The sequence below is a fragment of the Parabacteroides caeci genome (assembly GCF_023656795.1).
GTDB lineage: Bacteria > Bacteroidota > Bacteroidia > Bacteroidales > Tannerellaceae > Parabacteroides > Parabacteroides segnis.
The window spans coordinates 1-20,931 of the sequence record NZ_JAMOKT010000060.1 but is presented as its reverse complement, the minus strand read 5'-3'; the positions used below and the strand labels follow the sequence as shown (position 1 = coordinate 20,931).

Genomic DNA, 20,931 nt, shown 5'->3' with positions numbered 1-20,931 from the left:
TTTTGTCCATTTCCTCCCTTCGCAGGGATACTCATGGATGAACTTTATTTTATTTTTATTACTAAAATTACGCTTCCAATCTGTTCGCCTTCACAGGCTACTTGCCCTTCCCCATAGGGGAAAGGCAGAGAAGCTATTTTCTATTTAATTATTCTTTAATTCTTATTTTACGATTGCTTTAACAGCAGCTTCGCCTTCAACAGCTACAACTACGATACCTGCAGGAGCAGAGATAGTTGCTTCGTCAGAAGAAAGAACTGTGCTAGCAATTGTCTGACCAAGAACGTTGCTGATAGTAACAGTCTTATTAGCAGCACCCTTGATTGTGATGTCACCGTTACCAGCGATTACAGTTACAGCAGAAGTTGTGATATCTTCAGTATCTGTAGCCATTTCATCATTTTCGATGTTTTCAACATTGAAAATAAGAGCACCGTCACCACCTGTCTTAGCATTGTTGAATTCAGATTTTTCGTCTGTCAATACAATGCAACCATTCTGCATCTTGATCCATGCTGCTTTTTCAGGAGCGATAATTTTACCGTCATAATTGTTAGATTCAATCAAGAATGAATTTCCAACACCTTCTTCTGTTACAGTAGAAGCGCCATCAGGATTTGTATAACGGAATGACCAAGTATAGTTCTTATGGTTATCACCCTTCAGACTATTGATGTATTTCGTATTAATACCTGCTTTAGTATAAGCCTTAACAATTTCTTCTACATTCAGATCTTTCGGATCCATGTTTTCAAAACCATTAACCAATATGATCAAGCTGTCGCCAGTCTTGATAGCTTTTACAAAACCAACACGAGTGTAACCTGCTTTAACATCAGTATAAGGTTTATCCTGACCTACTGTAGCAACAGAATCTGCAAAGCTTACCAAATATTTACCATATTCGAATCCAGCTTTTCCAGGAGTAGCATGAACACAATGTGCAGCATCTGTTGGATTACCATCAGCATCTACGTGATGAGAATTTTCAGTACAAGGAGTACCTTCAACAGCTTCCTGATCCTGACGAGATACAGAAATCAAATACTGAGGTTTGATATAACCAAGACCGCTTGTTATATTAACAGCATCAATACGGAATGACAAACCAGCTTCAGCCTTATCAGCAGTCCAGATACCTAAGTAAGCAACACCTTTATTCTTCAATTCTTTGTTAGTTTCATCCATCAAATATTCGTGACGAATATTTTCGTAGAATCTCAAGCTATCAGGACCATCAACAGCGCTTTCACCTAATGCAACATTGTTGAAACGACGATACAAAGGAGCGTCATCAATTTCTACAGAGAATGCAGAAGTACGAGTTTCTTTCAAATTCTGAACTTTCAGATAAACATTGTTATCATCAACACCAACTTTACGAACATCAGTGTAAGAAGCTGTATCGATCAAAGCATAGTAATGAGTAGCTTTGTCATTATTTTCTTTCAGATAGAATACAGCAGGTTTGCCTGTTGCAGATACTGCATATCTCTTTTCAGCATCAGCCATGATATACTTTCCTGTAGATTTCAGTTTCAATGTGTAAGCTTTTCTTACAAGCTTTTTCATTGAAGCGATAGCACTTGTAGTATAACCATATCCTACACCATCTTTATCCATAGCAGCCAGTTCAAAAGTAGATTTAGCACCTACATATAAAACTGAATCAGCAGCATCACTTGAAGTACCCATGTATTTGTCATCTGCAAATTCATGTAAATATCTCAATTTGTAAGTAGTAACAGTCAAAGAATCTTTATCCAGGAATCTGTAACCTACATAAGGATTAGCTTTTACATTTGCAGGGTCTTTTGTGAAATTAGAAGCTGAAATTTCAGATCCAACTACTGTAGATGGACCATCAGTATATAACTGTAAAGAAGCATCAACTACTACATTTTCAAATTCACGGTTAGTAATCTTGATAGGAGAAGTTTCAGCCATTTCTGCATTTGTACGAGTTTTTTCTACAACCCACTGGAATGCAGGCATATGCCAAGGATCCATATTCTTGTCAAGAGTTACCCATTGAGCAGTGCTATCACCATACAAAGGAACTGCTAAATATTTATTTGCAGCATTTTTGATAACATACAGGTCAGAAGCAATTGATGTTCTGTTTGATACTTCATTACAACCTTTAAAGCCTAAAGAGATCATTGTATTCTGAGCCAGTGTATCAACAGTTAAGATACGAGCTTCGTCTTTAATCAAATCTTGCAGTGAAACAAATGCTTCAAGAACGCGACCATTATCAAATGTAGCTTCCTTAACTTGAATTGTCAAACTGTCATTTGATGGGCTGTAAGTAAATTTAAATTTATACTGTTCAGCAATAGTAGAAGCAGTTTTAACAGCAGCAGTAGTCCATTTATATGCAAGGAAGCGAGCACCCTTTTCATTTGTGAAAGTAGTATCAACTCTCAAATAGTTATCGCCTCTCTTAACATTCAAATAAGTAGCATCACCAGATTCTTCAGCAACAAATTTCTGTGAGCTGAATGGGTTTTCTAAAGTAGTACCCAATGTATCCGGTTTGAAAGTTAGCTTAACACCCTTATCTGCAGCTTGAACACCTAAGATAGTATTCAATTCATTTGCATTCAAAGTAACTACATCAGAACTCTTCAAAGTAAACTTTTCAAAGTTTGCAACAGCTGTACCATCTTCGTTAGCACCACATTTAGCTACAGTAACATCAGTTCCATTCAAAACCAATCCAATAACAGAGTCAGTTTTAAAATAAGAATAAAGAGGTTTGTTTGCTTCTAAATCTTTAGCATAAGTCTTAGAAAATGCCCAACCAGAAATTTCTCCACCGACTTCAATTGGAGCACCTGCAAAAGGAGTGTGATTAGCCAAACCTTCCAAACCAGCCATCGTAATATCCAAACGACGTTCTGTTCCTTTATTTACGAAATCGAATTTAGGAGCCTGACCCTGAACCTGTGTCGCAACTTCAACACACCAAAGAGTATTAGCCAAACCAGTAGAAGTAGTAGGAGCAGCAACAACTGTCAACTTACCGTCTGCATCCATAGAAAGTACCTTATCTCCTGCTACAGTCAGTTGATACAAGCCAGCATTTTTGCCCAACTTCAATGACTGAACTGGATCACCAGGAGCAGCAGAAACAGACATAGCGCTTAGCAACGCAACACCTGCCAAAAAAGTAGAAAACTTTTTGTTCATAATCAAAAATTTAATATTAATACTAAGTAATTTAAAGTTCTATCTAATAATACCGGTCTTATCTACCGGCTTTTCATACGATCGTCAAATACTTCAGCAAAAGTAAACAATAGTTTTTTATCCACAATTATTTTCATTGATTTTTTTATCAAGTCATATCCTTTCTTATCAATTGAATACGATAGTTTGTACAAAATCGGGGATAAAAATGACAAACCTTATTTTCCTTTCCCATTTCCGGATTATAACCAGGAACATGAAAAGGGAACCCAGATAAGGAAAGCTATAAGCAAGCAATATAAATGTACACGTACATTATATTATATATAAACTAACCGGAATAAATAATGGCGAAGAGCCATTACCGCTTTAACGCAATAAAAACTTATCACAAAAATGCGATACCGGTTAAATCGAAAATGTCTTCGTCACCCTATACACCCAATGCATAGACAAGCGATGCCAAACGGATAACGGCATCTCCTCCCTCAGCAAATCTTCACGAAATTCACGCAGGATTAACCAATCCGCCTGCTGTACCCAATGGCGGAATACGGGATTCGGCTGGTGGGTTTCTGATAAATGCAGCAAAGCATCCAAATCGAAGTGTTCGGCCACCGTACCCGCTCCCGACAAAGATGCATCATGAGCATTACAGGCCTGTTCAATATGGGTTGGAACCATCAGGACAGGCTTATCCAGATACATCGCTTCGCAAACAGATTCGAAACCGGCTGTCGTTGCATACGCTTTGGCATTTGCCATATATTTGACAAAACGAATATCGTTCAACTGATGAAAAGAAAGTGTATCGTCAATCTTTGTGGTTTCTTTGGCTTCCCGCTTATCCCAAAAGAAATGCATCGGAACCTCCGGATGAGCAGTATGCCACTCTTTCACCTCCTCACCGAATCCGCTATTCAACAAATAGCCATGCAGATAGTTTCCTTTTCGAGGAGTCTTATTTATTATTTCCTTACGCAATAAAGGAGGTACTACCACCATCTTATCTGCCGGAACTTCGCGCATTTTCCGAAATGACAGGGCCAGCTTTTTCGTAGCACCAATAGCCGTTACACGGGTAAAAAACTTCAACAAAGATAAAGAGACTGCATTCAGCTTGGGAAAAGAGAAATCAGGATGCAGAAAAAGATACTGGTGAGCAATGCAAACCATCATCGCTTTCGGACGGCAAAACAAATAAGTCAGCCCCGTCAACAACTCATAAAAATTGATTACCACATCTGCACCTGTTTCCTTTATCATCCGGTTAATATAGTGTATACTAGCCGTATATTTATGCAGTCGCAATACATTATATCCTATACTTTTCAGCAAATTAACCTGTTTATTCTTTGCCGTAGGCAGAAAGTTCGGACTTTCAAAAGAATAGACCGGTGCATTGATTTTCTCCATAAAGAAATCAGGGATACAACGAGCCGGACTTTTCCCGACAAGCACACCGACAACCTGATGACCTTCGTCCGTCAGCTTCTGCCGGAGAGACAAGGCTTGTGTCAGATGACCTCTACCCTCCCCTTGTATGATAAACAGCATTTTCATATCACTTCAGCATATAATACAGGTTTTGAAACAGATTCTTCCTCCATATCGTACTCTGCCTTATTGTAAGTCAGAATATTCCATTCTCCTTGTTCATTTTCAACCAGGGCAGTCATGCTTTCCACCCAATCGCCGGAATTCAGGTAATGAACATTGCCGTACCGGACATTTGCCGCCTGATGAATATGAACGCAGATAATTCCGTCAAGGCGTTTGGTCTGTGCCAGTTTTACCAGAATCAGACGGTCGCAGTCAATATGTTTAAGGAAATTGGTTACTTCTTTCGTCTTGGAATGTTCAGAACCCAGGTGAATGTCAAAAAGCACAACGGTCGGATAATATTTTCTTAGTTTCATACGTAAGATATTTACACTACACAAAGAAACGCAACCGCTGTTACAGCATTGCAACAACCGTATGAAGATGCTTTTTCTTTTTCCACCGTAAATGCTTACATTTGCCTTTTCAAATTGAAACATAATCATTTTATGGATATTAACTCCCTCCCTGAGAGAGCTAAAAAAGTAGAGAAGGAAACAAAGACTTTTTTCAAATCTATCAAGAAGAACCGTCACCGGGAACTGGACGACACGATACATGCCATTCACCAGGAGGTATTCGATTCTATCAATTGCCTGGACTGCGGGAATTGCTGCCGAACATTGGGACCGCGCATCACAGACCGTGATATCGAACGGATTGCACAAGCCTTGCGTATCAAACCACACGAAGTCGTTCAACGACATTTGCATATCGACGAAGATAAGGAGTATGTATTCCGTTCAATACCTTGCCCCTTCCTGGGAAGCGATAATTATTGCAGTATTTATGAGGACCGTCCGAAAGCCTGCCGGGAATATCCGCATACGGACCGGAAAAAGTTCTACCAGATACATGCACTGACAATTAAGAATGCAGAGACCTGCCCGGCAGTATTCCATACGTTAGAGCAGTTGAAACAGGAGTTTTAAGGAAAAAACGACTTGCGATACCAGCTAAAAGAAACAAAAAAGGCATCCCCCAAAGAGGATGCCTTATAGTTAGATACTAATTTATTAATCAATCTTCTGACTGAGTAGCTTCGTAAGCCTTCAACAGCTTATCCTGTACATCTGACGGTACAAGTTCGTAAGCAGAGAACTTCATTGTGAATGAAGCACGGCCACCGGTAATAGAACTCAAAGAAGTTGAATAGTTGGACATTTCTTTTAAAGGAACTTTAGCCAACAACTTTTCAAAGCCTTTTTCACTGTTCATACCCATAATGATGGCACGGCGTCCTTGCAAGTCGCTCATTACATCACCCAGATAATCACCCGGAACGGAAACTTCTACATCATAAACAGGTTCGAGAATCTTTGGACCAGCTTCTTTAAAGGCAGTACTGAAGGCATTACGACCGGCCAACATGAAAGAAATTTCATTACTGTCTACCGGATGCATCTTGCCATCATAGACAATGATGCGCACATCACGGGCGTACGAACCGGTCAACGGTCCCTGTTCCATACGTGCCATAATACCTTTCAGAATAGCCGGCAAGAAACGGGCATCGATGGCTCCACCAACGATACTGTTAATAAATACCAGCTTACCACCCCAGTCCAAATCAATAGTTTGCGTATCACGTACGCTAATTTTATATTCCTGTCCGCCGAAACGATACATATCCGGAGCCGGCATACCTTCATAATAAGGTTCTACAATCAAGTGAACTTCACCGAACTGGCCTGCACCACCGGACTGTTTCTTATGACGATAGTCAGCACGGGCAGCCTTTGTAATGGTTTCACGATACGGAATCTTCGGTTCAAGATACTCAATCGGCAGCTTATCATTATTTTCAATTCTCCATTTCAACGTACGCAAGTGGAATTCTCCCTGTCCGGAAACGATTGTCTGTTTCAATTCCTTAGACTGTTCGATAACCCATGTCGGGTCTTCTTCACGCATACGGTTCAGGATTTCCATCATCTTTTCCGCATCCGACTCATTAACCGGCTTAACGGCACGGCGGTATTTCGGGTCCGGATATTTGATAAAGTCGAATTTATAATCGCATCCCTTACCATTCAGGGTATTACCGCGACGCACATCTTTCAACTTCACTGTTGCACCGATATCGCCTGCCACCATTTCAGACACTTCGTTACGAGTCTGTCCGGCAACGGAGAATAACTGTGCGATACGTTCTTTCGAACCACGGTCGGCATTCAGCAAATCGTCTCCTGCTTTTACTTTTCCTGATATCACTTTAAAATAGGAAACCTGGCCGATATGCGGTTCTATAGTAGTCTTGAAGAAGAACAGACTCGTCGGGCCATCGGCTACAGGAGTAACCTCCACGCCTTCGGTTGTTACCGGACGAGGCATCTTATCGGTACAAGGAACCACATTTCCAAGGAATTCCAACGTACGGCGAACGCACATATCACGTCCAGCACAAACGCAGAATACCGGGAACATACCGCGGATAACCAAACCGGCACGGATACCGGCACGCATATCGTCTTCGCTCAAAGTGCCTTCTTCGAAGAACTTTTCCATCAGCATATCGTCATTTTCGGCTGCTGCCTCAACGAGCGCTTTGTGAAGTTCCATGGCTTTGTCCATCTCTTCTGCCGGAATTTCCAGTACGTCAGGTACACCGCCTTCGGGTTTCCAACGATACATCTTCATTTTCAACACATCGACAACGGCATTGAAAGAGGCTCCTGTATTAACCGGATACTGGATAGGAACAATCTTACTGCCAAACTGATCTCTCAGCTGGGCAATTGTTCCGTCGTAGTCCGCTTTATCGTTATCCAACTGATTGACAACGAAGATAACGGGTTTATGAAATTGTTCTGTATACCGGAACTGGTTCATTGTTCCCACTTCCACACCATACTGGGCATTCAAAACCATCAGTGCCGTATCGGTAACGTTCAGGGCTGAAACAGCTCCACCGATAAAGTCATCCGAACCCGGACAATCGATAAAGTTCAGCTTCCTGTCTTGCCACTCAACACTGAAAACGGTTGAGAACACTGAGTATCCATACTCTTTCTCAACCGGGAAATAGTCGCTCACTGTATTTCCTCCGTCCACAGAGCCACGACGTTTTATAACTCCACCCTCGTAAAGCATTGCTTCAGCGAGAGTGGTTTTCCCAGAGCCCGAACTTCCCAAGATAGAGATGTTCTTAATTTCGTTTGTTTGGTATACTTTCATGATATCAGGTATTTTGAGTTTAACAATAAATATCATTACGTGAATTACTCACGAGGCCGCAAATTAGAGAATGTACAGGAAAAAAACAATTATCTGCCCCGTGTTTGAGAACTATGTTATGTAACAGGCCTATGAAATCAGAGATAGATTCACTACTTTTGCCATTAAATATATGTATAATATGGCAGGTCTTTATATCCATATTCCCTTTTGTGCAAAACGTTGTTTGTACTGCGATTTTTTCTCCAATACGGAGATGAAGTACAAAGAGCCATACCTTGCCGCCGTGGTCCGTGAACTGGAATTACGCAAGGAGTATACGGATGGCGAACCTGTCGAAACCATTTATTTCGGTGGCGGGACACCATCCCAACTGGAGGCAATAGATTTCGACCGTATATTCAATGCCATCCACCGGCTTTTCGATGTAAGCCATTGTCAGGAAATCACTCTGGAAGCCAATCCGGACGATATGACACCCGAATATGTGGCCTCCCTGCGCTCACTACCCTTTAACCGTGTCAGTATGGGAGTACAAAGTTTCAAGGAAGAGGACCTCCGCTTCCTGAACCGTCGCCATAACCGGGAACAGGCCTTGCGGGCAGTCGAGTTATGCAAGGAGAACGGCTTATCAAATATCAGCATCGACCTGATATACGGCCTGCCGGGGCAGACAGTAAAAGAATGGGAAGCCAATCTCGACACCGCTATCCGGCTCGACATTCCACATATCTCCGCTTACCATTTAATATATGAAGAAGGAACGGCTTTATATAAACTAAAGGAAGCCGGAAAGATTTCTCCCGTAGAAGAAGAGGTCAGCGTAGCCCTTTTCACCTCACTGATAGAACGGCTGACGGCAAACGGATATCAGCAGTATGAAATATCCAACTTTGCACGTCCCGGAATGCTCTCCCGCCATAACAGCTCGTACTGGACCGGCAGGAAATACCTGGGGATAGGCCCGTCCGCCCATTCCTATAACGGAATAAGCCGCCAATGGAATATATCCTCACTCCCAGCCTATCTCCGGGGAATCGACAGCGGTTCACCCGACATAGAAATAGAGGAACTGGATTTAAACACCCGCTACAATGACTTCATTATCACCGGACTTCGCACCATGTGGGGCGTCAGTTTAATTGAAATTCAAAGACTGTTCGGAAAAGAGAAACTTGCCTACTGCCAAAAGCAGGCAGCCCCTTACCTTAAACAGGGCCTGCTTATTCAAAAAGGCGAAACTTTACTCCTTTCCAGGGAAGGGATTTTTATCTCCGATGGCATCATGAGCGACCTTTTATGGGTCTAATTTTAACAAAACAGCCCTCCGAAACAACGAAATGCGGGGTTATTCGTACAAATTCTGCACATTTTCACGATTTTTGAGAAATAAATTGTACAACATATAAAACTATTATCTATATTTGCCCTGTCAAAAGCAGCAAATAGTGCCATATTTATATATAATATCAGGTTGCAACGGAGCAGGAAAAACAACGGCTTCCTTTACAATACTTCCAGAAATGTTGAAGTGTAAGGAGTTCGTGAATTCCGACGAGATAGCCAAGGGGCTTTCCCCTTTTAATGCAGATAGTATCGCCGTAGCTGTAGAAGCAAGCCGTATTATGTATAAGCGCATCAAAGAACTCATCGCAGCCGGTGAGACTTTTGCAATGGAAACTACGCTCGCCACCCGATCAGTCGCAAACCTGATCAGGGAAGCACAAAGGGAAGGATATTATGTGACATTGTTATATTTCTGGTTGAATACGCCGGATTTGGCAGTGGAACGGGTAAAAATGAGAGTGGCTGCCGGTGGTCATAACATACCGGAAAGTACTATCCGTCGCAGATACGAGGCGGGTATTCACAATCTTTTTGAACTATATATCCCCATTAGTGATTATTGGATGGTAACAGACAATTCTATGTCTCCGATGGAAGTAATCGCCAAAGGATTCAAGAATGAAAAAAAAGAGATATATAATTCGGATATTTACACTAAACTTGAACATCATGAGTGAACAAGAAGTAAGAGAATTTGAAGAGAATATAGTTAAAGGAGCCAATATAGCTTTTCAACGCTTAGTTAACCAGAAAAAGAAAGAAGACGGAGAATTAGTATTCTCACGTAACGGATATATTTTCCGCGTAAAAGCAGCTGAACTTGAAAAAGGCATGTTTTAATTATATCAGAATATAAAAAAAGCGAGTGATTGTATCAATCATTCGCTTTTTTTATGACTTTAATCCTATCCCAGATAGCCAGACGTTCACATCCTGCTATCCGGAATTCAGATTTCTTTCCTATTATTCTACCAAATCCATCTCCTCCAGCAGATAGCCGGCTCCGGCATATTTGTCGATCAGGAATAATACATAACGGATATCGACGATGATACTGCGCTGATAGTCCGGCAAGTACTGGATATCGCCGCCTACACCTTCCCAGTTACGGTCGAAGTTGATACCAATCAGTTCGCCGTTCGCATTCAGGACAGGACTGCCGGAATTACCTCCGGTAGTATGGGTCGTTGCGCTGAAGGCTACCGGCATTCGTCCGTCGGGCATCTGATAGCGGCCGAAGTCTTTGGCTTCATAAAGCGCTTTCAGGCGGGACGGTACAACAAACTCCCAATTCGTAGAATCTTCCTTTTCCATCACACCGTCCAGAGTGGTCTGGCAGTTATAATAAACGGCATCCTTCGGACGATAACCTTTCACCTGTCCATAGGTCAGGCGCAGAGAGAAATTGGCATCGGGGAAATTGGCTTTATCCTGATACATTGCCAGCAATCCTTTTACATATTCTTTATGAGCCAACGCATATCCGGTATCGAAATCAGCCAGGGCGGCATTCAGATTCGCTTTTTCCTCCTGCACAGATTTGGCAAACAAGATCATCGGGTCCTGCTCCAGAGCTTTCACGGAAGGGCGCGTTTTGAACTTGTCGAAGTTCTCTTCGCTTCCGTAGATAGATTTTTCGAACAGGTAATCTACAAAACGGTCTACATCACCCTTGAATTTCTTGTCAATCAAAGAGAAATAAGCTGGCTGGGACTTTGCGGGAACCAGGCGGCGGTATTCCTTCAGCATAACTTTTGCAATCTTCTTGTCTACTTCCGGGGCATAATCCTTATCGGCGAAACGATGGTAAGCCATATCCAGCAGACGGATTTGTTTCTGTTGCTCGTTGCGGTCTTTTCCGCTCAGGGCATCACTGACGGACTGCACCTCTGTCGGTACTTTTGTAAATTCAATTCCACGCTGGATGGCCTCATCCAGCATCCAGCTACGGAAACGGAGGTCTTTCCGGTCGGAAACTATCTGTTCAAGGGTCGACAAGGCTTCCGGGTAGCTTGATTCGTTATTCTTTTGCGCCCAGGCAATCAGACGGTCTTGTTCTTCTTTCTTTACCTGCTCGAAGTTACGTTTCTTTATTGCCCAGTTGCTTCCGATAGCATTCTTATAGGCATTGGTCGAACCGGCATACTTGCTGGCGTACTGGATACGGACAGAAGGGTCTTTCAGCATCTCGTCCAACATGACTTCCTGGCGAAGGTTACGGATATTGATACGGACAGTATTGTCTATATCGCGACGTTCGGCCACCTCCCAGGAGGTATAGTACTTGTTTGTGCGGCCGGGAAATCCCATCATCATGGCATAATCGTCTTCTTCAACACCTTTGACGGATATTTTAAACCAGCGTTTCGGACGTAGCGGGACATTCGATTCGGAATATTCCGCCGGATTACCGTTCGCATCGGCATAAACACGGAAGACGGAGAAGTCGCCGGTATGACGCGGCCACATCCAGTTGTCGGTATCCGCACCGAACTTACCGACAGATGAAGGGGGAGCACCGACCAGACGGATGTCGGAATAGATTTTCTTCGTAAACATATAATATACGTTACCTCCGTAGAAGGCCTTAATCTCTACTTCCGTACCGGGATTATCCTGCAGGAACTTTTCTCCGACTTTGGCTTTCGCCAGCCCGTTCAGGTATTTCGGGGAAAGGAAGTTCATACTTTGCGGGTCTGTATCTTTCTCCAGTTCTTTCTTTACATAGTCGGTTACATCTTCTATCTTGTCGATGAAGGTGACGGTCAGTCCGGGGTTCGGCAATTCCTGATCGCGGGTTGTCGCCCAAAAGCCATCGGTAAGATAATCATGTTCCAGCGTACTGTGTTGTTGTATCTGGCCGTATCCGCAATGATGATTTGTCAGCAACAGGCCGTCCGGCGAAACGATTTCACCTGTACAGCCTCCGCCGAAGATAACGACTGCATCTTTCAGGGATGCGGAATCAGGACTGTAGATATCGTAATCCTGCAATTTAAGTCCCAGCGCCTGCATTTCCGGAAACTTCTGCTGCTGGAGCAACGGAAGCAACCACATGCCTTCATCCGCAACAGCGGGCAATGACAAAGCGGCGGCCAGAACGGATAATAAGATTTTCTTCATGGTGTTTTATTGTTTAAATTATTATTATTTCTTTGTCCATTGGGAATAGGGTTCCTTAGTCAGCATCGAGTTGTAATATCTACGGACGCCACTGACCTCTTCCCCTATCCAGTCGGGTTTCTCAAACGGCTCATCTTCGGAGGCCAGTTCTATTTCGGCCATAACCAGGCCTTCGTTGGCTCCGTGAAAGACATCGACCTCCCAGGTATGTTTGCCGGCGCGGACCAGATGGCGCACTTTGTCGATAGCTCCCGGTTCACAGAGGGTCAGAAGCTGTTCGGCATCCGGCAAAGGAATCTCCTGCTCGAACTCGTAACGGCTCAGGCCTTTATCATCGGAAGGGCCTTTAATGGTAAGAAAACCTTTCTCACCTCTTATACGGATACGCACCGTACGACCGGGTTGCGAACAGATGTAACCTTGCACGATACGCTGGGAATTGCAGACATCTTTAGAGAAGTCTCCCTTTACAATGAATTTCCTTTCTATTTCGGTTGCCATAGCTGTTGCTGTTATAAACCGGAGCTAATACCTTTTTCCTCAGCAGGGAAGTTGTTGCCGACGACGTCGGCAATATTGTCGACACTGTCAGCAAAATTATCGACGCTGTCGGCAAAGCTTTCGACACTGTCGGCAACAGATTTCCTGCAAAGGTAAATAAGATTTACCCGGTTGTTATTGGCTGTTTATCAGGAGGTAATTCTTATTTGATAGTCACCATAGTGGCACCAAAACCGTATTCACGGAAAGAAGCATCCTGATAATAGTATTGTTTGTATCTTGTTTTCAGTTCCTTTTCTATCGCTTTACGCAGAACGCCATCCCCTTTGCCGTGGATAAAGACAATCTTTTGTCCTTTATGATTTGCGTACTTACCCAGTATTTCATGAAATTTATCCAACTGGTAGGTCAGCATATCCGCGTTGCTCAATCCGTTTGTATTGTCCAGCAGTTCCGTGATATGCAAGTCGACTTCCAATACGGCGCTGTCCGATTTCTTCTTCACGATAGTCTGGGAGGCACGACGGTCTTCCTGAGCTTTCTGATACATCGCCTCTTTCAGGTCGGCCGCAGAAACAAGCAATTCCTTTTCCGGCACGTCGTTGCGAACGATGGGATACACCATTGCGTCTTCCTCGAAGAAATCGTTTTCCATAAAACAATGCTGCTTATAGAACTTGACCGTATCGAGATGTAACTCTACAGAGATGGAGTTCTTCAGGGAATAAGGTTTGTCCTTCTTGAAAGCAATCAACTGCACGCATATCCGTTCGAGGTCGTTCAGGTCTTCCTTGCCGAATTCTTCCAGGAAGATTTTCGTATTCGGTTCTATCAGACCATTGTAACGGCTGACCCAGCTGTTGTTATGGCGGTTCATATAGTTGAAGAACAGATAGTAGTTGCTGTCGTTGATGAAATAGGCTTCATAACCGCTTTGCTGCATGACCTTTGTCGGTTCGAGCGGAAGATAAGCCAGGTAGATATTCATCCGTTCCCCCTCGGCTGTTTCTTCTATTTTCACTTCCTCCTGTTTCGGCTGCGGTTTAGGGGCCGACTGTTGCACCTGCGGTTGCGGCTGTACTTTCGGACGGTTCGAACTATGCACCTGCATCTCATTCTCTCCGCCAACCACAACGCATTCACGAATCAGCGCCGGAATGTCGAATCCGTCTTCATCTTCCACCAGTACCTGGTCTTTTCCTTTAAAACCACGCACGATACCGCCTCCCGTTGTATTCAGGAAGCGGACTTTATCACCTACCTTTATATTACTCATAGCTTTTGTCGTTTATATTTCGTATCGACAAAGATACTTCATTATACCATAATATCATACAAATTTGTACTTTTGCACCCGGGTTCAACAAGAATGTGCCTGATAAACAGAGATAGCAATGGTTACAAAAACTCAACAGATAAGTATTGAAGATTATAATTATTCGTTGCCTGATGAACGAATCGCCAATTTTCCCCTCCCCAAGCGGGACGAGTCCAAATTATTACTTTACCGTGACGGAAAGGTCAGCGAAAGCGTCTTCAAGCATATTACGGATTATCTGCCGGAAGGCTCACTGATGGTATTCAACAATACCCGCGTAATCCAGGCACGATTGTTATTCCAACGTGCAACAGGGGCACAAATCGAAGTGTTCTGCCTCGACCCTGCCGCCCCGCACGATTATGAACTCATCTTTCAGCAGACAGAAGCATGTAACTGGATTTGCCTGATAGGAAACGCTAAAAAATGGAAGGAGCCGGTTCTTTCCCGGGAGATTACCGTCGCGGGCCAGACGGTCAGACTATCTGCCGAAAAAGTGCAGAGTTACGGAGAGACGCATCAGATACGTTTCAGTTGGGATGGCGGTTTCAGCTTTGCCGAAGTACTGGATGCTGCGGGAGAACTTCCGATACCTCCGTATCTTCACCGGAAAACGGAAGAAAGTGATCTAAAGACTTATCAGACCGTTTACTCCAAGATAAAAGGTTCGGTTGCCGCACCGACAGCCGGGCTTCATTTCACACCGGAAGTACTGGCCGACCTGGATGCCAAAGGTTTCGGTCGTGAAGAACTGACGTTGCATGTCGGGGCCGGGACATTCAAACCTGTCAAGAGCGAAACGATAGAAGGACACGAGATGCATACCGAATATATCTCCGTACACCGCAGCACTATTGAACGGGTAATGCAGAATTTCGGCAAAATCATTGCTGTCGGCACGACTTCTGTCCGCACGCTCGAAAGCCTGTATTATATCGGCGTCACGCTTGCCGCCCATCCGGATGCGACTTCCGAAGAGCTGATTGTCAGACAATGGATGCCGTATGAGGACGCCAATAACCGCCTGACACCGGCCGAGGCTTTGCAAAACATACTCGATTATCTGGACAAACACCAGCTAAATACGCTGATTACAGCCACGCAGATTATCATTGCCCCGGGATATGAATTCAAGATTGTAAAGGGAATCGTCACCAACTTCCACCAGCCGAAAAGCACTTTACTGCTGTTAATCTCAGCCTTCGTAAAAGGCGATTGGAAAAACATCTATGATTATGCCCTGGGACATGATTTCCGTTTTTTGAGTTATGGGGATAGTTCGCTGCTATTATAATAATGAATCCCGGTCCGGGCAATATCCTATCAATCCGTTCGTTATTACATAATATAAAGATTATCCGGTGATGAATAAGAAGATTACTCCCTATATACTACTGTTTTTAACCGCATTACTGCTGTTTTCCTGCAAATCGGCGAAGCTGAGCGATGCAGAAGAGAAGCAACGGATTGGTGAATACTTTGAGGCGGCGGCTATTTATCGGAAGGTGTATACGAAAACGTCTCCGCAGAAACGGGACTTACGCGGGTACATCGCCTACCGGATGGCTGAATGTAACCGGCTTATCAATAACACCCCGAGGGCGACCAGTGCCTATATGAATGCGCTGCGTTATGACTATCCCGACAGTATCGTGAGCCTGCGCCTGGGACAGATGTACCAGAAAAGCGGAAAATATATGGACGCCATACGCCATTACAACGACTTCCTGTTATTAAACCCGGAAAGTCAACTGGCCCTTAACGGTATCAAAGGAAGCGAACTGGCCCCGCAATGGAAACAAAACCCGAACCGTTATATCGTCAAGCGGATGGAGAAATTCAACTCCCGCCGCGGCGAATTCTGCCCGATGCTTTACGGTGAGAAATACGACCAACTCTACTTCACCTCTTCCCGTACACCGAAAGGTGCCAACAAGGACAAAGACGAAACGATCAGTGCCATCACCGGCCAGCGAAACAACGATTTCTTCCTGGTCAAACAGGATGAACAGGGCAACTGGCTCGCCCCCGTCGAACTGGAAGATGAAGTAAACACCGAATTTGATGAAGGAACCCCTTCTTTCTCCAAAGACGGCAACACCATGTACTACACCTACTGCGCACAGGACCCGGAAGGACCGCGCACGTCAGAAATATATGTATCCACCCGCAGCAGCGCCAAATGGGGAAAAGGGACGCGTGCCAGCATCGTGAAAGACTCGGTTACTGCCCTGGGACACCCGGCAGTCTCACCCGACGGGAAATACCTGTATTATGTATCGGACGCTGTCGGCGGTTTCGGAGGAAAAGATATATTCCGCTCCCGGCTCGTAGGTAATGACTTCGGCCCCATGGAAAACCTAGGGCCGGACATCAATACGCCCGGCGACGAAATGTTTCCGTACGTACGCGATTCCGTCACACTCTATTTCGCCTCCAACGGCCATCCGGGCATGGGCGGACTGGACCTGTTCAAAGCGACCCAGGACAGCACCGGCAAATGGCATGTCGAGAATCTGAAAGCACCCATCAACTCGATGGGAGACGATTTCGGTATCACCTTCGAAGGAGATAAGGAAAAAGGCTTTTTCAGCTCCAACCGCAATGACGCCCGCGGCTACGACCACCTGTACTCATTCGAGCTTCCTATCATAACCATCTTTATCGAAGGTATCGTGTTTGATGTGGACGAGAATCCGATTGAAGACGCAACAGTCCGCATCGTCGGTAAAGACGGTCTGAACGAAAAAGTACTGGCAAAAAAAGACGGAACCTACCGCGTAGAACTGGAACGTGACATCCGTTACGTAATGATGGCAAGCGCCCGCGGTTACCTCAACCAGAATTTCGAACTGAAAACCGGACCGGAAGAAAAGAACGAGACGTATATCGTAGACTTCTACCTCTCCCCGATAAGCAAACCGGTAGTTATCGAAAATATCTTCTATGACTTCGACAAAGCAACCCTGCGCCCCGAATCACAGAAGGCGCTGGATGAAATGATCAAGATGCTGAACGATAACCCGAACGTGACAATCGAGTTGGGAGCTCATACCGACCGTAAAGGAAGCGACCAGTATAACGAACGTCTGGCACAACGCCGCGCCCAATCAGTGGTGGATTACCTGATTGCAGGAGGTATCGAAAAAGAACGCCTGGAAGCCAAAGGCTATGGCGAAAGCGTACCGAAAGTTATCAATAAGAAAATGGCTAAGAACTACGATTTCCTGAATGAAGGAGATGTATTGACGGAAGAGTTTATCCTGACGCTGACTCCCGAACAACAGGAAATAGCAGACCAGATAAACCGCCGCACAGAATTTAAAGTACTCAGAACAAACTATAACCTGTTCTAAAAGTCGTTATTCCGTTTTACTCTTCGCCAGCACTTCGGAAAAAGAGATGGGCCAGTCAATCGCACTCATCAATGTTTCGAAAACCAGGCGGTAGTTAAGCGGAATAACCATATACTCCGAATACAGGTCACATACGGTCAGTGCCAGCATCATCTTGGTGTTGTAATGCGCCCCTTTCAGGATCACCAGACTTTCCAGGACCGAGGTATCCCGTGCCTTCTCGAAATCCTGCTCCGTCAAAAGGATTTTATTCTGCAACTGTTGATAATGAGGACAATCAGATACGGAGGCATAGCCCTCCGTTCCTTCGGCGATATCCAGTAAAACACGGCAAACAGCAATCCGTTCTCTTTCTTTTGGATTCATACGTCAATCAAGCCGCCCCGTTTCCCTCGTTTGGCATTTTATATCATAAAGAAGCGTGGAAACTGTTAATCCATTATTCGGAACTGAGGTATCGCCAAACACCCATCGAACAAATAATAAGACAACAGCCCACGCTCTATTCTACATACAGGAGTATATATAACAAGCGTGAGCGTTCAGTTGTCTATCATCTTCGTCCGACTAGAAACTTGGCGATTTTCAGTTCCAAAGATAATATCTTAAACGCTTACATATCGTTCCCCTGGAGAGTAACCGAAACTCAAAGGACGGCTTCCCCATTGAACGAAACAAAGATAGTTAAAAGCAATAATATATATTCTTTGCAAAGAATTATTAACAAGAAAAAAAGATATACAGGATATTACCGGACGCAGACGACGCAGAAAGCGCAGAATAACGCAGACTTATTAATTAAAATATTATCTGCGTTATTCTGCGCTCCGTCTGCGTCGTCCGCGTTCCTTTCTACAAACTGGAACTACTTACTCCACCGTAAACTTATAAATACATTCACTGAGGTACTTTTCTCCCGGATTAAGCACTACACTCGGGAAATCCGGGTGATTGGGACTGTCCGGATAATGCTGTGTTTCAAGACACAAAGCACCACGATGCGGATATAAAACACCATGCTTTCCGGTATCTTTTCCATCCATGAAGTTTCCGGTATAGAATTGGATACCCGGTTCATTGGTATATACTTCCAGAGCGATACCGCTGGTCGGAGAATACGCCTTGGCTGCCAGAACATTCTTATCGCCGTTTGTATTCAGTACCCAGTTCAGGTCATACCCACGCCCGAACAGTAATTGCTGGAACGGGTCGTTAATCTGTTTGCCGATAGCTACCGGAGTACGCAAATCCAGCGGAGTACCTTCAACAGGACTGATACCTACTGGAATCAGGGTACTGTCTACCGGAGTATAGTTATCCGCATTAATCATAACCAACTGGTCCAACACATCGGAACCGGGAACACCGGAGAGATTGAAATAACTATGGTTTGTCAGGTTCACAACCGTCTTCTTGTCGGTTGTTGCTTCATATTTGATACCGACTGCATTGTCATCTGTCAGTGTATAAGTAACCTTGATATCCAGATTTCCGGGGAAACCCGCTTCACCGTCTTTTGAAAGATAAGTCAACTCCAGCGCCTGGTCGTTCAGCTGCTTAGCATCCCACATGCGGGCATGATACCCCTGCGGACCACCATGCAGGCAATGCGCACCGTTATTTTGAGGAAGAGTATATTCTACATCATCCAAAGTAAACTTACCCTGATTGATACGGTTTCCGTAACGTCCGATCAAAGCACCGTAGTTTCCGTCTGACTGCACATACTGCCCGATATTGTCATAACCCAGCACGACATCGGTCATTTTGCCATTCTTATCCGGAACCATTACAGAAACCAGGCGTCCACCGTAGTTTGTAATACAAGCCTCTGCCCCATTTTTATTCTTCAACACATACAAGGCAGTCGGCTTACCTTCCACTTCCGATACAAAATCAGACTTCATTAACCCGGAGAGTGTAGCCTCTTCTCTTTTTTCGCCGCATGACAGCAATAAACACATTGCCATAACAGCCATACATAGTCTTTTCATTTCAAATTGATAAATTAAAGTGTTTGTTGGATATAGGGCAAATATACGCCATTCTAGTCAGAATCTCCTTCATCCTCCGAATAATAATATCTTTTAACGAACCCGGAACTTCATCGTCTGCACACCTTGTTCTCCTTCGACTCTCAAGGAATAAATTCCAACAGGAAGGGAGGACAGGGAAACGGTTTCTCCCGGACGGGCAGAATAGTAGACCTGTTTTCCACTCATTGCATAAACCGTCAGGTTTTTGTAATTACCATTCAGATACAGGATATTGTCAACGACGGAAATCAAATCGGATGGCAATTGTACTTTTTCTGTTGAAACCGGGTCTTTATAGATCAGTTCCACACTTTGCACCGACAAGGTGTTATTCTCCTTTATCAGGCTGCGATTACGGTAATCGGCACCGGATATAGTTATATTCATCTTCTCCGGGGCTTCTTCCGACAGGTAGTCGACAGGTACCGAGATACGCGTCCAGTCGGATAACTCGCCTTCTATTTTAAATTCAGCTTTACCGATCAGGGTGACAGAGCCATTCTCCGCCAGCACGTCTTTCTCATTATCGATCAACTCTTTGCCATCCGGACTTTGGGAAACGACTGTTCCTTTCCAAAGATAAAGGACCATCCAGCCTATCTCTTCCGCAACAACTTTACGTTTGAATACGCCGACAATAGAATCCGGACGGTGGGTAAATTCCAATCCTCCGGTTGTTCCTCCGTCACTCTTGGATATATCCGAAATATTGGCATATACCCAGGGAGTTCCCAAAGAGATATAAGCAGGCGCAGGCGCTCCGAGTCCGAACAAACCGACAAACTGGTTGGTCAACTGCACGGAGCCATCCGAATTGCGAGTTACCAACTCTTTCTTCACACCCATCTGACTGACATTCGATGCTTTCCAGAAAGCAGGTTGCTTGCCGACTCCATTATAGCCGGTCTCCCATTCAGCAGAGAAATCGCCATTGGGAACAGACTGGGCACTAACATAACTAAAAAAAGCCGCTCCGTTAATAATCAGGACACAGCACAAAATCCTTAGTAGAAATTTACTCATAATACATTACTTTATAGTGGTTTAGAAGGCAAATATAACAAAAAGAGGTTAGAATCCCTCTTTCAATATCTTTTTTAGTGGCTGGAAGAAACGTTCTATCAAACGTACATCATCAGTTACAATTTCAGCAGTGGCTTTCATTTCATAAGAAACAGGCAGATTCTTCCTATAATTGGTGGTCAGTCCGTCCGGGAAGGCAATCTCCACCATATAATTGTCTTCCGAAGGCACCAGCGAAACTGACGACAAACGC

Annotated in this window: 16 protein-coding genes and 1 pseudogene; 6 read left to right on the top strand and 11 right to left on the bottom strand. The window is 44.3% G+C overall.

Annotated elements, in window-relative coordinates:
* Positions 1–162 precede the first annotated feature (162 nt).
* The 3 genes from NBH15_RS23010 to NBH15_RS23000 form a co-directional block, all read right to left on the bottom strand.
* Positions 163–3,195 carry a DUF6383 domain-containing protein gene (locus tag NBH15_RS23010; RefSeq protein ID WP_250823639.1) on the bottom strand — a complete coding sequence of 1,011 codons (3,033 nt, stop codon included), beginning with the start codon at positions 3,193–3,195 and terminating at the stop codon, positions 163–165.
* A 408-nt stretch (positions 3,196–3,603) separates the two neighbouring features.
* Complete coding sequence (locus tag NBH15_RS23005) at positions 3,604–4,758, bottom strand: glycosyltransferase family protein (RefSeq protein ID WP_250823638.1); 1,155 nt, start codon at positions 4,756–4,758, stop codon at positions 3,604–3,606.
* On the bottom strand, positions 4,755–5,114 hold the full coding sequence (locus NBH15_RS23000; RefSeq protein WP_250823637.1) for a metallophosphoesterase family protein: 360 nt from the start codon (positions 5,112–5,114) through the stop codon (positions 4,755–4,757). Before NBH15_RS23000 ends, NBH15_RS23005 begins: the two co-directional genes overlap by 4 nt.
* Positions 5,115–5,246: 132 nt before the next feature.
* On the opposite strand from NBH15_RS23000, the gene NBH15_RS22995 reads away from it, so the two are divergent.
* Positions 5,247–5,729 (top strand): YkgJ family cysteine cluster protein, encoded by a 483-nt coding sequence (locus NBH15_RS22995; protein WP_250823636.1) that lies wholly within the window; start codon positions 5,247–5,249, stop codon positions 5,727–5,729.
* Between the two features lie 88 nt (positions 5,730–5,817).
* Here the strand turns inward: NBH15_RS22995 and fusA2 are convergent, their stop codons facing one another.
* Positions 5,818–7,974 (bottom strand): elongation factor G2, encoded by a 2,157-nt coding sequence (fusA2, locus tag NBH15_RS22990; RefSeq protein ID WP_186959065.1) that lies wholly within the window; start codon positions 7,972–7,974, stop codon positions 5,818–5,820.
* A gap of 181 nt (positions 7,975–8,155) precedes the next feature.
* Between fusA2 and hemW the strand changes: the two genes are divergently transcribed.
* The 3 genes from hemW (at position 8,156) to NBH15_RS22975 (ending at position 10,161) form a co-directional block, all read left to right on the top strand.
* A complete protein-coding gene (gene hemW / locus NBH15_RS22985) occupies positions 8,156–9,283 on the top strand; it encodes a radical SAM family heme chaperone HemW (protein WP_250823635.1) in 1,128 nt (375 codons plus the stop codon).
* 115 nt (positions 9,284–9,398) lie between these two features.
* Positions 9,399–9,998, top strand: a complete 600-nt coding sequence (locus NBH15_RS22980; protein WP_007654847.1) for an ATPase — start codon at positions 9,399–9,401, stop codon at positions 9,996–9,998.
* Positions 9,991–10,161: a DUF8506 family protein gene (locus NBH15_RS22975; RefSeq protein ID WP_007654848.1), complete on the top strand. Its 171-nt coding sequence runs from the start codon at positions 9,991–9,993 to the stop codon at positions 10,159–10,161. Before NBH15_RS22980 ends, NBH15_RS22975 begins: the two co-directional genes overlap by 8 nt.
* Before the next feature lie 123 nt (positions 10,162–10,284).
* On the opposite strand, the gene NBH15_RS22970 is transcribed toward NBH15_RS22975, so the two are convergent.
* The 3 genes from NBH15_RS22970 to NBH15_RS22960 all read right to left on the bottom strand — a co-directional run bounded on the left by NBH15_RS22970 (position 10,285) and on the right by NBH15_RS22960 (position 14,221).
* Positions 10,285–12,444 (bottom strand): S46 family peptidase, encoded by a 2,160-nt coding sequence (locus NBH15_RS22970; protein ID WP_250823634.1) that lies wholly within the window; start codon positions 12,442–12,444, stop codon positions 10,285–10,287.
* 24 nt (positions 12,445–12,468) lie between these two features.
* On the bottom strand, positions 12,469–12,945 hold the full coding sequence (locus NBH15_RS22965; protein WP_250823633.1) for a CYTH domain-containing protein: 477 nt from the start codon (positions 12,943–12,945) through the stop codon (positions 12,469–12,471).
* Positions 12,946–13,147: 202 nt separating this feature from the next.
* Complete coding sequence (locus NBH15_RS22960; protein ID WP_186959068.1) at positions 13,148–14,221, bottom strand: DUF2027 domain-containing protein; 1,074 nt, start codon at positions 14,219–14,221, stop codon at positions 13,148–13,150.
* A gap of 118 nt (positions 14,222–14,339) precedes the next feature.
* Here NBH15_RS22960 and NBH15_RS22955 point away from each other — a divergent pair, with 118 nt between their 5' ends.
* Positions 14,340–15,557 (top strand): S-adenosylmethionine:tRNA ribosyltransferase-isomerase, encoded by a 1,218-nt coding sequence (locus NBH15_RS22955; protein ID WP_250823632.1) that lies wholly within the window; start codon positions 14,340–14,342, stop codon positions 15,555–15,557.
* A gap of 70 nt (positions 15,558–15,627) precedes the next feature.
* Complete coding sequence (gene porE, locus NBH15_RS22950; RefSeq protein ID WP_128133435.1) at positions 15,628–17,619, top strand: PorE family type IX secretion system protein; 1,992 nt, start codon at positions 15,628–15,630, stop codon at positions 17,617–17,619.
* A gap of 6 nt (positions 17,620–17,625) precedes the next feature.
* On the opposite strand, the gene NBH15_RS22945 is transcribed toward porE, so the two are convergent.
* The 4 genes and pseudogenes from NBH15_RS22945 to NBH15_RS22930 form a co-directional block, all read right to left on the bottom strand.
* Positions 17,626–17,985, bottom strand: a complete 360-nt coding sequence (locus NBH15_RS22945) for a hypothetical protein (RefSeq protein ID WP_128133436.1) — start codon at positions 17,983–17,985, stop codon at positions 17,626–17,628.
* A 503-nt stretch (positions 17,986–18,488) separates the two neighbouring features.
* Positions 18,489–19,613, bottom strand: coding sequence for an aldose epimerase family protein (locus tag NBH15_RS22940; RefSeq protein WP_250823631.1), 1,125 nt, complete (start codon positions 19,611–19,613; stop codon positions 18,489–18,491).
* Positions 19,614–19,706: 93 nt separating this feature from the next.
* A complete protein-coding gene (locus NBH15_RS22935; protein WP_250823630.1) occupies positions 19,707–20,678 on the bottom strand; it encodes a T9SS type A sorting domain-containing protein in 972 nt (323 codons plus the stop codon).
* A 48-nt stretch (positions 20,679–20,726) separates the two neighbouring features.
* Positions 20,727–20,931: pseudogene (locus NBH15_RS22930) on the bottom strand (HlyD family efflux transporter periplasmic adaptor subunit); the annotation flags it as partial.

Bases quoted from the DNA above. Each gene is read 5' to 3' on its own strand.
- NBH15_RS23010 (WP_250823639.1), bottom strand. From the start codon at position 3,195: ATGAACAAAAAGTTTTCTACTTTTTTGGCAGGTGTTGCGTTGCTAAGC.
- NBH15_RS23005 (WP_250823638.1), bottom strand. From the start codon at position 4,758: ATGAAAATGCTGTTTATCATACAAGGGGAGGGTAGAGGTCATCTGACA.
- NBH15_RS23000 (WP_250823637.1), bottom strand. From the start codon at position 5,114: ATGAAACTAAGAAAATATTATCCGACCGTTGTGCTTTTTGACATTCAC.
- NBH15_RS22995 (WP_250823636.1), top strand. From the start codon at position 5,247: ATGGATATTAACTCCCTCCCTGAGAGAGCTAAAAAAGTAGAGAAGGAA.
- fusA2 (WP_186959065.1), bottom strand. From the start codon at position 7,974: ATGAAAGTATACCAAACAAACGAAATTAAGAACATCTCTATCTTGGGA.
- hemW (WP_250823635.1), top strand. From the start codon at position 8,156: ATGGCAGGTCTTTATATCCATATTCCCTTTTGTGCAAAACGTTGTTTG.
- NBH15_RS22975 (WP_007654848.1), top strand. From the start codon at position 9,991: ATGAGTGAACAAGAAGTAAGAGAATTTGAAGAGAATATAGTTAAAGGA.
- NBH15_RS22970 (WP_250823634.1), bottom strand. From the start codon at position 12,444: ATGAAGAAAATCTTATTATCCGTTCTGGCCGCCGCTTTGTCATTGCCC.
- NBH15_RS22965 (WP_250823633.1), bottom strand. From the start codon at position 12,945: ATGGCAACCGAAATAGAAAGGAAATTCATTGTAAAGGGAGACTTCTCT.
- NBH15_RS22960 (WP_186959068.1), bottom strand. From the start codon at position 14,221: ATGAGTAATATAAAGGTAGGTGATAAAGTCCGCTTCCTGAATACAACG.
- NBH15_RS22955 (WP_250823632.1), top strand. From the start codon at position 14,340: ATGGTTACAAAAACTCAACAGATAAGTATTGAAGATTATAATTATTCG.
- porE (WP_128133435.1), top strand. From the start codon at position 15,628: ATGAATAAGAAGATTACTCCCTATATACTACTGTTTTTAACCGCATTA.
- NBH15_RS22945 (WP_128133436.1), bottom strand. From the start codon at position 17,985: ATGAATCCAAAAGAAAGAGAACGGATTGCTGTTTGCCGTGTTTTACTG.
- NBH15_RS22940 (WP_250823631.1), bottom strand. From the start codon at position 19,613: ATGAAAAGACTATGTATGGCTGTTATGGCAATGTGTTTATTGCTGTCA.
- NBH15_RS22935 (WP_250823630.1), bottom strand. From the start codon at position 20,678: ATGAGTAAATTTCTACTAAGGATTTTGTGCTGTGTCCTGATTATTAAC.